Raw genomic sequence first — 15,795 nt, 5'->3', positions numbered from 1 at the left:
TTTTTCGCTATTCTAATTCTTCTAATTGATCTATATATTGCTTCAATAATTCTGGTTTATCAAGAGATTGTTTCATTTGATCATAAATATCTCGTCGTTGTTCAAACCTTTTGTATAATCCTAATTTAGTTTCATAATCTTCTACTAAATCGCCAGTTCTTCTTATATTATCATAAACTGCTTGTCTACTCACATTAAAAGTATCAGCAATTTCACTTAATGCATAATCTTGTAAGTAAAATAATTCTAAGTAGTTTCTTTGTTTATCAGTCAGCAAAGTTTGATAAAAATCAAAAAGATAATTCATTCGTAGTGTTTTTACTAAATCATTTTGGCTCATGAGATGCATCTCCATTATCAGATGGAGATTCTGCTAATTCATCTGGAATCTCTTCATTTTGTTCAATCATATCAGCAAATAGTCCATAAACATAGCTTTCAGGATTGAATGGTTGTAGGTCATCTAATTTTTCACCTAAACCTACATATTTAACAGGTATTTTAAGTTCGTTTCTGATTGCTAAAACAATACCACCTTTGGCAGTACCATCTAATTTAGTTAATACGATACCTGAAACATTCGTTACTTCTTTGAATGTACGGGCTTGTGATAATGCATTTTGACCAGTTGTAGCATCTAAGCACAGTAAAGCTTCATGAGGTGCGTCAGGAACAGCTCTACCAATAACACGTTTTACTTTTTCTAATTCTTGCATTAAATTAGATTTATTTTGTAAACGTCCTGCAGTATCACAAATTAAAATATCTACTTGTTTATTTTTAGCGGCATTAATTGCGTCATACATCACTGCGGCTGGGTCTGAACCTTCGCTTTGACTAATAACTTCAACGCCAACTCGTTCTCCCCAAACTTTTAATTGTTCAATAGCTCCTGCTCTAAATGTATCACCTGCAGCAAGCATGACTTTTTTACCTTCCATTTTATAACGGTATGCTAATTTACCAATTGTTGTCGTTTTACCTACACCATTGACGCCGACCATTAAAATAACATTTAAGCGTCCATCTTCAAGATTCATCGCTTCTGATTTATCATCTTCTTGGTGATAAATTTCTACGATTTTTTCAACAATAACTTCACGTAAATCTTCTGTTTCTTGAATGTTACGACGTTGTGCTTCAGCACGAAGTTCTTCAGTTAATTGCATTACCGTATTAAAACCTACATCGGCTGTTATTAACATTTCTTCTAAAGCTTCAAAGAATTCTTCATCGACTTTTCTATAGCGCGCAATTAAATTGTTTAACTGTTCTTGGAAGTTTTCTCTAGATTTTTCTAAACCAGCTTTAAATTTTGCACCGATTTTTTGTGCTTCTATCTCTTCAAAATCTTCAATGGAAATTAAGCCATCTTCATCAAAATCTGCTTCACTTAATTTTCTAGGTTTCTTTTTGGGTTTATCTTCTTCTTGTTCATGTTGAGATGCTTGTGGTTCATCATCCATCTGTTTAGAAGAATCATCTGAAACCTCTTCACTGGATAATTCCTTTTCTATGTCTTCTTCACTTGGTCCTGAAAATTTATCTTTTAAGCGTTTAAAAAAGCTCATGCTTCTTCCTCCTTCATAACCTCATCTATTGTATTTAGGTTAACACTTACTAATTTTGATACTCCTGATTCTTGCATAGTTACACCGTATAGTCGGTCTGAAAATTCCATCGTACCTTTTCGGTGTGTAATAACTATAAATTGTGTTTGATCAGATAATTCATTGAGGTATTGTGCGTAACGAATCACATTGGCTTCATCTAATGCCGCTTCTACCTCATCTAATATAACAAATGGTGCTGATCTTACTTTTAATATAGCAAATAATAAAGCAATTGCACTTAATGCGCGCTCTCCACCACTTAATAAAGATAAATGTTGTAGTTTTTTACCTGGGGGTTGAACAATAATATCGACACCAGCTGCTAAATAATCATCTTCTGTTAATTGTAATTCAGCTTGTCCACCACCGAATAGTTGTTTAAAGACATCACTAAAGTGACTTTGTACAGCATGGAACGTTTCTTTAAATCTGTCTTCTACTTCTTTATCCATTTCGTTGATGATCTGTTCTAATGTTGATTTAGCTTCTCTTAAATCTGTTCTTTGTTCATTTAAAAATGTATATCGTTCATTTAATTCTTCAAATTGCTCAATCGCATTTAAATTAACTGGACCTAATTCGTCAATTGACATTTTAGTTAGTTTGACCTTTTTACGTAGCTGATCAATATCCTCATCGTTGTCATAAAGCATACGTGCACGTTCGACAGTCAGTTGATATTCATCATTCAAATGATCAATCGCATGATTAATAAGGACATCTAATTTAGATTGATTGGCTTTAATATCTTGATAATGGTTTTCGATAGATAATAAGTCTTGATGACATTCTTGTAGCTTACTATCATTGTCTTCAATCATCTGATTTAAGTCAACTCGTCGTTGCTTCATTTCATCAAGTTGTTCATTTAATTCCGTTCGAGTTCGCTCTTTATCAGCAATTTGTGCCTTAATTTTATCAAAAGCCTGTTCACCCATCATTTCATCAGAATTAAATAATTGTATTTTTTCTTTAACTGTATCAAGTTGTTGTTCGGTACTTTGTAATTGTTTTTCTAAGCGCTCGATTTCTTGTTGTTGCCCTTTAATTCGTTCTTTAACAACTGCAAGATCAGATTGTTTTTGATGTAAGTGTTGTTGAGTTTGGGTAGTCGTTTCTTTACCTTCTTTAGATAGCTTCGTATATTTTTCAATATCTGCTTCTAATTGTTTAAGTTGAGATTGAATTTCAGATAGTTGTTGTTGTTTTTGCTCCAGTGTTGCTTTACTTTTATCACTTTGATAACCATCATTTTTTTCAAATTCAAACTCTTCATGTTCATCTTTTAAATGTGTTTCTTGTTTCTTCAAGCGATCAAGCTCTAACTCATAGCCATGTGCTTTTTCTTTTAAGTTATTATAACTTTGACTTAACTCAAAATATTTTTCACTTAACTTTTCAGATTGTGCTTGATGTGATTGGAACTGTTTCTCAAACTCTTGTGTCTGCTTTTGATAATTTTCTAATTGATGACGCATCGTTGTTAGCTCATCTTTTTGTGTTAAGATGCTTTTAGTTTTACGGGCGCCCCCACCAGTCATGGAACCACCTGGATTAACAACATCGCCTTCAAGCGTCACAATTCTTGTACGATAACGTATCGATCTTGCTAATTCATTTGCATGTTTTAAATCATCTACAATAATAGTATTACCTAGTAAATTTTCCACGATATTTTTATATTTAGAAGATACTTTCACTGCATCTGAAGCAATGTTCACAAAGCCGTCAAAAGCTTGTGCTGTCGATTTAATATCTGCAGCTAAATACCTCGGTTGAATAACATTTAAAGGCAGGAATGTGGCACGTCCTAAACTACGTTGTTTTAAAAATTGTATTGCCTGACGGCCATCTTTTTCATCTTCTACAATGACATGTTGTAACGATGCTCCTAAAGCTGTTTCTATCGCTTGCGTTAATTGTGAAGGAACATCTATAATTTCCGCAACAGCACCGTGAATACCATTTAATTCTTTATCTTTAGCTTTAAGAATATGTTTAACACCATTAAAGAAGTAAGTGTAATCTTCTTCTTGAGTAGCAAGACTATCAATACGTGATTTTAACTTTTCGTTATATCTATACGCTTGATACAATTTATTTTCGAATTCAGTTTGTAGTTGCTTCGATTCAGTTAATTGTTTTTCGACATTTTTGATTTGTTGTTCAGTTTGATGCATATCTTTCTGTACTTGTTGATATTCTTGTTCGGTATTCGAAATACTATTTTGAATATCTTTTAATTGATTAAATGCTTCAACTAATCTGGAATCTAAACGTGATTTTTTCGCTTCGTTTTCATTGATTGTATGTTCTAAAAAGCGTATATCATTATTGACATCCGATTGTTCGGACATCAACGTGTAATATTTATTTTTGATTTCTTCTAATTTCTCATCGTGTTGTTCGTCTGAAACATATAACTTTGATTCTAACGTTTGTATCGTCTGATTAAGTTCTTTTTGCTTTTGTTTTAATTGGTTTAATGTTTGTACTGCTTGTTCTTTTTCAGATTTAAGGTTGTCTAATTGTGACATTAAATTATCTTGTTCTTCTTCAAACCTAGCATTGGTTTCTGATTGATTCTTTTTTCTTTCTTCAAGCACATTAAGTTGACCAGAGTACTTTTCGAATTCTTCTGTAGCTTTTACTAGTTCATAATTTAATCGTTCTATACTTTGATCTAGCTCTTGCCTTTGGCCTTTATACTTTTGTAATAATTGATTGATTTGACTTTGTTCAGCTTCTTTATTCGCTTGTTTCCCTTTTAAATCATTGAGTTGTTCATCTAACTGACTATTATCCTGTGTATATTGATCAATATCATGAACAGTCACAATTACGTCACTTTTTTTCATTTCAGATGACAGTTGTTTATATTCTTTAGCAATGGCTGCTTCTTCTTTTAAAGGTTCAACTCTTCCTTCTAAATCATAAAGAATATCTTCTACACGTGATAAATTATCTTCAGTTTGATCTAATTTTTGCACAGATTCTGCTTTACGCTTTTTATATTTTAAAACGCCTGCTGATTCTTCAATAATTTGTCTACGATCAATTGGTTTTGCATTTAAAATCTCGTCCACTCTACCTTGAGATATGATTGAGAATGCTTCTTTACCTAAACCAGAATCTAAAAATAAATCAATGATATCTTTTAATCGAGCGCGATCATTATTTAAATAGTATTCACTTTCGCCATTTCTATAAAGACGTCGTGTAACCTCTACCACTTCTGCATCTATTTGTAATTTTTTTGAATGATTATCTAATTTTAATTTTACTTCTGCAAAATTTTGAGGCTTACGATGTTCAGCACCTGAAAAGATAATATCTTCCATTTTAGAACCACGAAGTGACTTCGCTGATTGCTCACCTAATACCCATTTGATTGCATCCGTAATATTACTTTTACCGCTACCATTTGGACCAACAATAGCTGTTACGCCTTTATCAAACTGCACATCAGTATGGTCTGCAAATGATTTAAATCCTACGGCGTCTATTGATTTTAAATAAACCATGTTATTCTCCTTATCCAAATCCTAGTTGATCCATATCTTTACAATCAACTTAATATATGATGCAAAGTTATTAACGTTACATCTTCCTTTAAAGTTTAACCTTAATTGATCGTAATGATTTCAATTAAGATGATTTATTAGATTTTTTAATTACTTTTTAGTCTTCATCTGTTTGTAAGCACGTTCAGCTGCCTTTTGTTCAGACTCTTTTTTAGTTTTACCTTGACCTTCTGCGATAGCTTGCTTTTCTAAAATAACTTCTGATGTAAATAAACGATGGTGTGCTGGACCTTCTTCTTTGATTAAGCGATAAGTGACATCACCTTTATTTTGTCTGTGTACAAATTCTTGGAATTGTGTTTTAAAATCGACTACACCATCTAGTTCATCATCTTCTACGTATGGGAATATAATTTTGTCAGCAAAGTCCCATACTGTATCTAATCCTTGATCTAAATATAAAGCACCAACGAATGCTTCAAATGCATCAGAAATAAGTGAAGGACGTGTTCTACCACCTGTCTTCTCTTCGCCTTTTCCTAATAAAATCAGTTCATTTAATTTTATTTTATTTGCAAATATTACAAGTGAAGGTTCACATACGATAGTTGCTCTCATCTTTGTTAAATTACCCTCTGGTAAATCTGGGTGTTTATCAAATAGATAACGTGAAACCGTCAATTCTAATACCGCATCACCTAAAAATTCTAATCTTTCATTATGGTCTAAACGATCCATATTAAAATCGTTAATAAAACTAGAATGTGAAAATGCCTGTTGATATAATTCTATATTATTATATTCAAAGCCTAGTTCATGCATTTTCTGTGCAAATTGCTCTCGAAAGTGATTAATCATTTCTGTCTTTTTATGATTGGTCATTAAATATACCTCCTCAATTAATGATATGTTAACTCTAATTTTACGTGAAATCACACCAAAACAAAAGAAAAAATCTGAGCCGACGCAATGACGACTCAGATATAGGTTTATTATTTTTCAAGACTATTGATATACTTAACAGCATCACCAACAGTGTTGATTTTTTCAGCTTCTTCATCTGGAATTTCAGTACCAAATTCATCTTCTAATTCCATTACTAATTCAGCGATATCAAGTGAGTCAGCGCCTAAATCATCTTTGAAAGATGCATCTTCAGTTACTTTATCAGTATCAACACCTAAACGGTCAACGATGATATCCTTTACTTTATCGAAGTTTTCCACGTCGATTCACCTCCTTTAAAAGCGTCTATCCATAGACTATTATATTTTCCCATTTTAGAATATAAAAAACAAGTAGAATTTGGTTGCAAGACAGAAATTCTATAGATTTCGTTGTCTTGCACCCGCAAGGTTGACTAGTTCAATCATGGCTTTTGACATGAGTGGACAGTCAACTACTGCGTTACATAAGCTTTAGCTTGTGTGTTCATCTTCTCTATCATTAAAATGATTAGTGTTTCTTAGGGAGTAATTCTTAAATCTATTTGATTTTTTTAGAATTACCCCCGTAAAGGTGACTAGGTTAGTCATAGAGTGGATAACCAGTCAACTACTACGTAATGAGCTTTAGCTCAGGTAATCCGTTCTTTATTAACCCCAACTTGCATTGCTTGTTGAATTTCTTTTTTTGAAATTCTCTTTGTTGGGGCCCCAACCCCAACTTGCATTGCTTGTTGAATTTCTTTTTTTCAATTTCCATTTTTTAGGAGTTTGTATCATTATAGAACTGTATGTAGTTCATTACATGTACATACCGCCATTTACATGAATCGTTTGACCAGTAATGTATTTTGCTTTTTCAGAAGCTAAGAATGCAACTGTATTCGCAATATCAGTATCTTCACCAAAACGTGCTAAAGGAATTTGACCTAACATTTGTTCTTTCAAGTCATCACTTAAAGCATCAGTCATATCGGAAACAATAAAACCAGGTGCAACAGCATTTACAGTAATTCCACGTGAAGCTAACTCACGTGCAGCAGATTTAGTTAACCCTACTACACCAGCTTTAGTAGCTACGTAGTTTGCTTGACCTGGATTACCAACAGCGCCTACTACGCTTGATAAATTAATGATAGAGCCACTACGTTGTCTTAACATTTGTGGCGTAACCTTTTGGATACAATTGAATACACCTTTTAAGTTAGTATCAATCACATCATCCCATTCTTGCTCTTTCATACGCATTAATAAATTATCACGTGTTATGCCAGCATTGTTAACTAATACATCAATAGAACCAAATTGACTTACAACTTCTTTAATCATTGCTTTTACTTCGTCACCGTTAGCAACATTCGCTTGAATCGCAAAGCTTTCGACACCTTTTTCTTTAATTTCTGATACAACTGCCTCAGCTTTATCTTGGTTACCTGCATAATTGACTGCAACATTATAACCTTCCTCAGCTAATTGAATTGCTATACTACGACCAATACCTCGTGAAGCACCTGTTACTAAAGCATTTTTAGCCATTATTCATTCCATCCTTTCACATCTTCTAGTGTTTGAATTGATGTTAATTTTACGTCTCTGTTAATTTTTTTAATTAAACCAGATAATACTTTTCCTGGACCAATTTCAATAAAGTGATCGACACCTTGTTCAATTAACCATTCAGTTGATTTGATAAATTGAACTGGAGAGTATAGTTGTTTTACCATATGGTATTTGATAACCTCTGCATCAGTTTCACCTTCAGCATTGTAATTTTGAACGACTGGGAACTTTGCATCATGCCATTCAAATTGATTAATATATGCCGCAAAATCTTCTTCTATAACATTCATCATTGAAGAATGGAAAGGACCTGACACAGCTAATGGTAATACACGTTTCGCTCCTAATGATTTACCTTTTTCAACTAATTCATCAATTAATGTTTTATGACCTGAAACTACGATTTGACCAGGTGAATTAATATTTGCCGGTTCAATTAATTGATCTTCTGTTGATAGTTCTTTACAAATTTTATCTACTTCGTCAAAATCTAAACCTAAAACAGCAGCCATACTACCTACACCATTAGGGAATGCTTGAGCCATAAGTTCACCACGTTTACGAACAATCTTCACGGCATCTTCAAATGATAAAACACCGCTTGCCACTAAACTTGAATACTCGCCTAAACTATGACCCATAGTATAATCTGCATCGATATGATTTAACGCTTCTAATAATGCAACACTGTGCGTTAATAAAGCTGGTTGTGTATTTTCAGTTTCACCTATTTTACCTTCTTCATCTGTAAACATTGTTTCTAATAAATCAAAATCTACTGATTCTTGTGCTGTGTTTAATACTGCAGTAGCTTTTTCATCTACATTATATAAATCTTGTGCCATTCCCACTTTTTGTGCACCTTGACCTGGGAAAATGATCGCTGTTTTACCCATTTGTTCCACCTACCGTTTCTCTCATTGTTTGTACAATTTGTTGTTCTCCCGCAATTTTAGCCTGACGGATAGCTGAATAAAACGCTTTAGCATTTGAACTTCCATGCGCTTTAACAACTGTACCATCTAAACCTAATAATACTGAACCACCATACTCTGAGTAATCCATTTTTTGAGAGAATTGATTTAAGTCTTTTTTAAGTACTAAGGCTGCTATTTTATTTTTAAAGCTACTTAATAATGTTTCTTTTAACATTTTGCCAATTGATTTAGCAGTGCCCTCTAAGTTCTTAAGTACCATATTTCCTGTAAAACCATCTGTAACGACGACGTCTACGTTACCATCCATTAATGTTTTCGCCTCAACATTACCAGTAAATTTGAAGTCATCTTGTGCTTCCATTAACTCATAAGTTTTCTTAGTTAACGTATTACCTTTAGCTGCTTCTGTACCAATATTCAATAATGAAACTGATGGTTGTTTGATGCCTCTAATTTTTTGTGCATAGATATTACCCAACTGAGCATATTGTAATAAATGTTCTGGTTTAGCATCTGCATTCGCACCTACGTCTAGGAATACAAATCCTTTACCGTCTATCGTAGGTAAAGTAACAACTAATGCTGGTCTTGATACACCTTTGATACGACCAACAATGAATAAACCTGCTGACATTAATGCCCCTGTATTACCAGCTGAAACACATCCATCCGCTTCGCCAGACTTAACCGCTTCAGCCATTTTAACCATTGAACTATCTTTTTTACGTTTAATGGCACGTACTGGTTCATCTTCCATTTCGATTTTTTCAGAGCAGTGTCTAAAATCGATACGTCCATGATTTAATGTATATTGCTCTTGATCACCGAATAAGATGATTTCTAAATCTTTAAAATCGTCGACTGCTTTTTTAACAGCTTCAAGTACGATTCCAGGTGCGTCATCTCCGCCCATCATATCTACTGCAATTTTAACCATTTAATTCATCCTCACTTATATAGAACATTTTAAATTTACCAATAAAAACTAATTTATCTTTCACATAAGAGTTTACTTCTATTAAATAATGTTTGTTCGTTTGATTGATTACGTTGGCTACTGCTTTCACTGTATCATTTAATTTTACTTTATCCAGAAATTTAACATCACTTTCTTGCGTTAATACCGTTGGATTATGTATAAGTGCAACACACAAAGAGTTGGCCTGTGCAAATAAAACATGACCACGTGCAATTTGTGATTTAGAGAAAACGGAATCGCTTGTAATTTCAATCATCGATGTAGCTGTATCATTGGGTTTCAATTGAACTAAATCACCTATAATTTCATTAGCCTCAATTGATTTAATTTGATCGTAATTGTGTTCAGCTACTAATTTTACTCGTTTTCTTAATTCTGGAATATTCAAATGTGTTCGATCAAGTCGAATGGTTTGAATACTCACTTGGAACATTTCACATAGTTCATTGTCTGTGATAAAGGGGTTGTTTTCAATGGCTTGCTGAATCGCCTGTCTACGTTCATTTTTCTTTAATTTCACATTCTCACCCCTCATTTTAGTACCAAGTCTTAAACATTCCTCACATATCATAACACTTTCTATTTCAATCCCTCAACAATTAACTATAATACATACATAAATTTATTTATTGGTTATTAAATTCCTCGTTTTAAATGATAGCATTTTATCAATCAAAGCTCATATCAAGTAAATTATCTTCGATAAAATGTCTAAGATGATCATAATTTTCATTGAAAAATTCACCAGATTGAATTAATTCACCTGCTTCGTCTCTTGCTACTTCTAACATACGATAATCTTCTACAATATTGGCAACTAAGAAATCAGGCAAACCACTTTGCTTCACACCGAAGAAATCACCTGGACCACGCATTTCTAGATCTCGTTCACTCAATTCAAACCCATCTGTTGTTTGTGTCATAATCGCCATTCTTTCGATTCCAGTTTCAGTTTTAGGCGAAGCAATGAGCACACAATAACTTTGATGTTCACTTCTACCTACTCTTCCACGTAATTGATGTAAAGTTGATAAACCGAAGCGGTCAGCATCATATATCATCATAAAAGTCGCATTAGGTACATTAACACCTACTTCAACCACTGTCGTTGAAACTAATATATCAATTTCATGTTCACTAAAACGGTGCATGACTTCATCTTTTTCTTCATTGCTTAGTTTACCGTGTAATAAACCTACTTTGTTTTCACCATAGTATTGTTGTAATGATTCAAATAGTTCTACCACATTCTGTACATCTTCTAAATGTTCAGAGCTTTCAATAAGTGGACAAATGACATAGGCTTGTCTTCCTTTTTTTAATTCACTTGTCATTTGAGTTAATACTTGTTCATATTGCTCATGCTTTGCCCAACTCGTCATAATCGGTTTTCTACCTTTAGGTAACTGTTTAATAGATGAAACGTCCATTTCTCCAAACACTGATATTGCTAATGTTCTAGGAATCGGTGTGGCTGTCATAAACAAGACATTGGTCATCGCACCTTTTTCTCTTAATTTTTGACGTTGATTCACTCCAAAACGATGTTGTTCATCCGTAATGACTAAACCAACATTGTCAAAGGCAACATCATCTTGAATTAAAGCATGTGTACCAATTAAGCAATCTATCGTTCCATTTTCAAGTTGTTCTAACAAAATACGACGTTTTTTCCCTTTGACTGATCCTGTTAATAAAGCGACATTCATTGTGTCACCGAATAATTGAATTAAACTTTCGGCATGTTGTTCAGCAAGTATTTCTGTAGGTACCATAAGTGCTGATTGGTATCCAGCTGTTTTTAAGGCATACATACATATAGCAGCTACGACCGTTTTACCTGATCCAACATCTCCTTGTAATAATCTATGCATACGAATAGATGCTTTTAAATCTCTAAATATTTCATTAACACTCGTCTTTTGGGCATCTGTTAATTCGAACGGTAAACTATCAATAAATGATTTTACTTTTTGAATATCATAATCAATTTCTATGGCATCGTCTGACGCCTTTTCTAATCGATTCAACCATTGCATGCGTAATTCAAACATAAATAATTCTGTAAATGCATAAGTACGTCTTGCTCTAAGTAAGTCTTGTTTACCTTGGGGATGATGTAAATGATTAAGGGTAAATTCTAAAGTTTCTAATTTATACTTATTTCTGAGCTCATCTGATAACCACTCATGTATGACTACATCATTTAATGACTGACGTATATGATCACGCAATTGCTTTTGTTTAATACCTTCTTTAATACGATAAACGGGCTCTAATTGTGTATCATTAAGATTTTCCTGTTGATTAAAGAACATTCTATTACCATTTATTTCTTGTTTTGAGCGATTCCATTTCCCTTTAACCGTTACAGTACCATGTAATTCAATTTTCTTTTTTAAATAAGGTTGATTAAAAAAGACGCATTTGACTGCAATTTGATTCACCATAATATGTACAGTTAGCTTAGATTTATTTCTCCCAAAAAATGCTACTGTTGGAGAGGAGTATACTTCACCTTGAACAGTTACAGTACTTTGGTCTTCTGCCTCGTTTAAATCTATAACAGTATTATCCTCATAACGCGTAGGTAAATATAGTATGAGATCTTCGACAGTGTTAATATTTAATTCTTGTAATACAGCTAAACGCTTCGGTCCTATACCCTTAATTTGATTTAATGGATAGGGACTTTCTATTAAATTGACTTTCGCCATATTCGATCACCTTATTATGTATTAATCTTTAATCTATATTGTCACTTAAATAATACATTCATTCTACCATTTAGTTCCTTCAATGGTGGATTAAAACGCATTGATGTATTTTAGTTTACATAATATTTTTACGGACTATATACTATAGTATCTTAATGCTATTGTTATATGATGATTAACAAAAATAAAACGAGATAAAAGTAGTCAGAGTATTATTCTGAATATACTTTCAATCTCGTTTTATTCATTAAATATGTTTATTCAACAGCAAATAAATACTGATAAATAGGTTGTTGACCATTATGATTTTCAATTTCAACATCTGGATACGTAGATTCTATCCATTCAACAAGTTGATCTGTTGTTTGTTGATTTGCATCTTCACCAACAATAATTGTTAAAATTTCACTATCTTCAGAAAGCATGGCTTCTAACAATTGTTTAGTAGCAGTATATTGATCAACATCGCTTGTTATGATTTTATCTTCAGCAAGACCCATAAATTCATCTTTTTTAATTTCAACACCATCAATTTTAGTGTCTCTCACTGCAAATGTAACCGAACCAGATTTAACGACATCTAATGCAGTAACCATATGACTCTTATTATCTTCTAATGAAGAACCTTCGTCATATTGGAATAAAGCTGCAATACCTTGAGGAACAGATTTTGTAGGAATCACTACTGCCTCTGCATCAACAATTTCTGCTGCTTGTTCACTGGCCATTAAAATATTTTTATTATTTGGTAAAATAATCGCACGCTTACATTCTGATTGCTCAATGACTTTAACTATATCTTCAGTAGATGGATTCATTGTTTGTCCACCACTGATAATATGTGTAGCTCCCATTGATTTAAATAAATCTGAGATACCATCACCCATAGAAATAGTAATAATAGCTGTTTCGACAGTTTGTGGTGTGTCATCTTTATGATTATTCGCTTCTTTTTTAATTACTTCACGGTGTTGCTCTCTCATATTTTCAACTTTAAGTTTAATTAATTCTCCATATTGTTGTCCGTAATTAAATACTTGTCCAGGATATTCTGTATGAACATGCACTTTAACAATTTCATCATCATTGATTACTAATAATGAATCGCCAAATTCGCTCATATCTTGACGGAATTCATCTTCTTTAAATTCTTTCTTATCTTTACCAAAACGAACCATCATTTCAGTACAATATCCATAAACAATATCTTCTGTATTAATCACGCCATGGAAATCATGCTCGTCATTAACTAACGTATCTGTATCTAATTTAGGTTTACTTGCTTCAATCGTTTCGCCATTTAAACCTTTTAAGAATCCTTCATATACAGATAATAATCCTTTACCACCACTATCTACAACGCCAACTTCTTTTAATACAGCTAGTAAATTAGGTGTATTGTCTAATGACTTTTCAGCAGCTTCAATCGTTGCTTCCATGATTTCAACACAATCTTTAGATGACTCAGCTTTATCAATAGCTGCTTGAGCTGCATCTTTAGCAACAGTTAAGATCGTCCCTTCAACTGGTTTCATTACAGCCTTATAAGCTGTTTCGACACCTGCTTGAAGACTTTCAGCTAACTGTTGTGCATCAATTTCAGATTCTGTCTCGATATTTTTACAGAATCCTCTAAATAATTGAGATAAAATAACGCCAGAGTTCCCTCTTGCACCCATTAATAAACCTTTAGAGAATGTTTTACCAAGTTCTCCAATATTTTGAGATAAATTATTTTCAACTTCCTCACGACCAGAAGTGATTGTTAGATTCATATTTGTCCCTGTATCTCCATCTGGAACTGGATATACATTAAGCGAATCCACTAAATCTGCATTATTAGATAAATTTTGTGCCCCTTGTATAATCATATCGGCAAATAATTTACCATTGATTTTGCTAATCATTTCACGTTGTCCTCCTAAATCTTTTTGCCCGTTTGGTTTAATCTAACACCTTGTACAAAGATATTAACTGAATTCACTTTTACATTAAGCGTAGACTCTAATGTATATTTAACAGTTGACTGAACATTGTTCGCCACTTCTGAAATTTTCACACCATAACTTACTATAATATACATGTCTATATCAACATTTCCGTCCTCTTCACGAACTTTGATGCCTCTTGCATAATTTTCATGGCCTAAAATTTCTGCGATGCCATCTCTTACTTGCTGTCTAGATGCCATACCAACAATGCCGTAACATTCAACAGCTTTTCCACCTACAACTGAGGCGATGACTTCATTCGAAATATCAATTTTACCGTAATCATTTGAAATTTCTAATGTCATATTAATATTCCTCCTGAAAATAAAAGTTATGTGTTTCTTGTCTTATATAGATAAGCAATCTCTTTGCTAGTCTGCATTAATTATTATTACTAATTCATTCGAATTTTTAATGTTTAAATTTCCTATTTCTTTAAAGTATCATACTATATTACTCCACAGCTTACAATTATATCATAATTTATCAAACGTTTCTGTATATAATTCATGATTTATATAACTATTTATTGCTAATCTTAAACAATTGTGGTATCTTAATAAAGTATATAAGTAGTGACGTGTATTTATATTTATTAAAGGAGGTACTTTCATGGGTAAACAATGTTACGTAACAGGTCGTAAAGCTTCGACTGGTAATAATCGTTCACACGCTTTAAATGCGAACAAACGCAGATGGAACGCTAACCTTCAAAAAGTTAGAATTCTTGTTGACGGAAAACCTAAAAAAGTTTGGGTTTCTGCACGTGCTTTAAAATCTGGTAAAGTTACTAGAGTTTAATAAATATAATGCACATATAAATAGTCCTTATGTGGAGGACATATTTTAAAAGAACTTAAAGGATATCCTTTAAGTTCTTTTTTTCTACAAGTCTTTACTTCTAATTTGTAACACAAGACCATTATGAATTTCTATTTTGGCATTAGGTTTTTCAACCTCATTAGAAATCGTTAATGTCGATCCCCTTACTAACTTTTCCTTTTCCAAATTATATTTAAATCCTGCCAACGTTAATATAGGTTCTCCACTCACGGGTATAAAGGAAACATATTGATATTGCGCATGTGGTGATATATTGTGCATACCAGAAGTCAATAGTATGATTTCATTTTGCTCATCTATTATTTTAAATTTGATACCTTTATTAATATATTCTGATTTCAACAAAATTTGAATGACACCCATAAAATGATCTAATCGACCACCAGTAGCACCATATATATGAATATCTTGATACCCCTCTTCAACAGCTTGAGCAACTCCTAAACCTAAATCTGTATCATCTTTTTCAGCTTTAACAGGATGAATATTCAATTGTGTTGCTAAAAGTTGACGTTCTTGATTATTAACAGAATCAAAATCCCCCACTGAGAAAACAGGGTCAATTTGATTCTGAATTAAAATCAATGCTCCCCTATCAATACCAGCCCATGTTTCTTGAGCATGATGTTGAAATAGATCTTTAGGGATATGTCTATCTGAACATAATAAATTGATTTTCATATTCA

14 protein-coding genes are annotated in these 15,795 nt (G+C 32.8%); 1 reads left to right on the top strand and 13 read right to left on the bottom strand.

Annotated elements, in window-relative coordinates:
- Positions 1–7: 7 nt before the first annotated feature.
- The 12 genes from ACJQQZ_RS03340 to ACJQQZ_RS03285 form a co-directional block, all read right to left on the bottom strand.
- Complete coding sequence (locus ACJQQZ_RS03340; RefSeq protein WP_049424999.1) at positions 8–340, bottom strand: putative DNA-binding protein; 333 nt, start codon at positions 338–340, stop codon at positions 8–10.
- Positions 327–1,571, bottom strand: coding sequence for a signal recognition particle-docking protein FtsY (ftsY, locus tag ACJQQZ_RS03335; RefSeq protein WP_107535785.1), 1,245 nt, complete (start codon positions 1,569–1,571; stop codon positions 327–329). Before ftsY ends, ACJQQZ_RS03340 begins: the two co-directional genes overlap by 14 nt.
- On the bottom strand, positions 1,568–5,137 hold the full coding sequence (smc, locus tag ACJQQZ_RS03330) for a chromosome segregation protein SMC (RefSeq protein ID WP_145505190.1): 3,570 nt from the start codon (positions 5,135–5,137) through the stop codon (positions 1,568–1,570). The genes ftsY and smc overlap by 4 nt, the downstream gene beginning before the upstream one ends.
- Positions 5,138–5,287: 150 nt before the next feature.
- A complete protein-coding gene (rnc, locus tag ACJQQZ_RS03325; RefSeq protein WP_002450578.1) occupies positions 5,288–6,019 on the bottom strand; it encodes a ribonuclease III in 732 nt (243 codons plus the stop codon).
- 110 nt (positions 6,020–6,129) lie between these two features.
- Positions 6,130–6,363 (bottom strand): acyl carrier protein, encoded by a 234-nt coding sequence (locus ACJQQZ_RS03320; RefSeq protein ID WP_408023065.1) that lies wholly within the window; start codon positions 6,361–6,363, stop codon positions 6,130–6,132.
- Positions 6,364–6,882: 519 nt separating this feature from the next.
- On the bottom strand, positions 6,883–7,617 hold the full coding sequence (gene fabG, locus ACJQQZ_RS03315; protein ID WP_002450579.1) for a 3-oxoacyl-[acyl-carrier-protein] reductase: 735 nt from the start codon (positions 7,615–7,617) through the stop codon (positions 6,883–6,885).
- A complete protein-coding gene (gene fabD / locus ACJQQZ_RS03310; protein ID WP_124228358.1) occupies positions 7,617–8,537 on the bottom strand; it encodes an ACP S-malonyltransferase in 921 nt (306 codons plus the stop codon). Before fabD ends, fabG begins: the two co-directional genes overlap by 1 nt.
- Positions 8,530–9,516, bottom strand: coding sequence for a phosphate acyltransferase PlsX (gene plsX / locus ACJQQZ_RS03305; protein WP_002450581.1), 987 nt, complete (start codon positions 9,514–9,516; stop codon positions 8,530–8,532). Before plsX ends, fabD begins: the two co-directional genes overlap by 8 nt.
- Complete coding sequence (fapR, locus tag ACJQQZ_RS03300) at positions 9,509–10,078, bottom strand: transcription factor FapR (protein WP_002450582.1); 570 nt, start codon at positions 10,076–10,078, stop codon at positions 9,509–9,511. Before fapR ends, plsX begins: the two co-directional genes overlap by 8 nt.
- 148 nt (positions 10,079–10,226) lie before the next feature.
- Positions 10,227–12,275 (bottom strand): ATP-dependent DNA helicase RecG, encoded by a 2,049-nt coding sequence (recG, locus tag ACJQQZ_RS03295; RefSeq protein WP_145505186.1) that lies wholly within the window; start codon positions 12,273–12,275, stop codon positions 10,227–10,229.
- 257 nt (positions 12,276–12,532) lie between these two features.
- On the bottom strand, positions 12,533–14,182 hold the full coding sequence (gene fakA / locus ACJQQZ_RS03290; protein WP_124228360.1) for a fatty acid kinase catalytic subunit FakA: 1,650 nt from the start codon (positions 14,180–14,182) through the stop codon (positions 12,533–12,535).
- Between the two features lie 14 nt (positions 14,183–14,196).
- Positions 14,197–14,571 (bottom strand): Asp23/Gls24 family envelope stress response protein, encoded by a 375-nt coding sequence (locus ACJQQZ_RS03285; RefSeq protein WP_002466916.1) that lies wholly within the window; start codon positions 14,569–14,571, stop codon positions 14,197–14,199.
- A gap of 307 nt (positions 14,572–14,878) precedes the next feature.
- Between ACJQQZ_RS03285 and rpmB the strand changes: the two genes are divergently transcribed.
- Positions 14,879–15,067: a 50S ribosomal protein L28 gene (gene rpmB / locus ACJQQZ_RS03280; protein ID WP_002435210.1), complete on the top strand. Its 189-nt coding sequence runs from the start codon at positions 14,879–14,881 to the stop codon at positions 15,065–15,067.
- 84 nt (positions 15,068–15,151) lie between these two features.
- On the opposite strand, the gene ACJQQZ_RS03275 is transcribed toward rpmB, so the two are convergent.
- Positions 15,152–15,790, bottom strand: coding sequence for a thiamine diphosphokinase (locus ACJQQZ_RS03275; RefSeq protein ID WP_124228361.1), 639 nt, complete (start codon positions 15,788–15,790; stop codon positions 15,152–15,154).
- Between the last annotated feature and the right edge of the window lie 5 nt (positions 15,791–15,795).

The sequence above is a fragment of the Staphylococcus sp. KUGN1 genome (assembly GCF_045984185.1).
Classification (GTDB): Bacteria; Bacillota; Bacilli; order Staphylococcales; family Staphylococcaceae; genus Staphylococcus; species Staphylococcus warneri_A.
The sequence above is the reverse complement of the archived record's forward strand: the minus strand, read 5'-3'. Positions and strand labels throughout refer to the sequence as shown.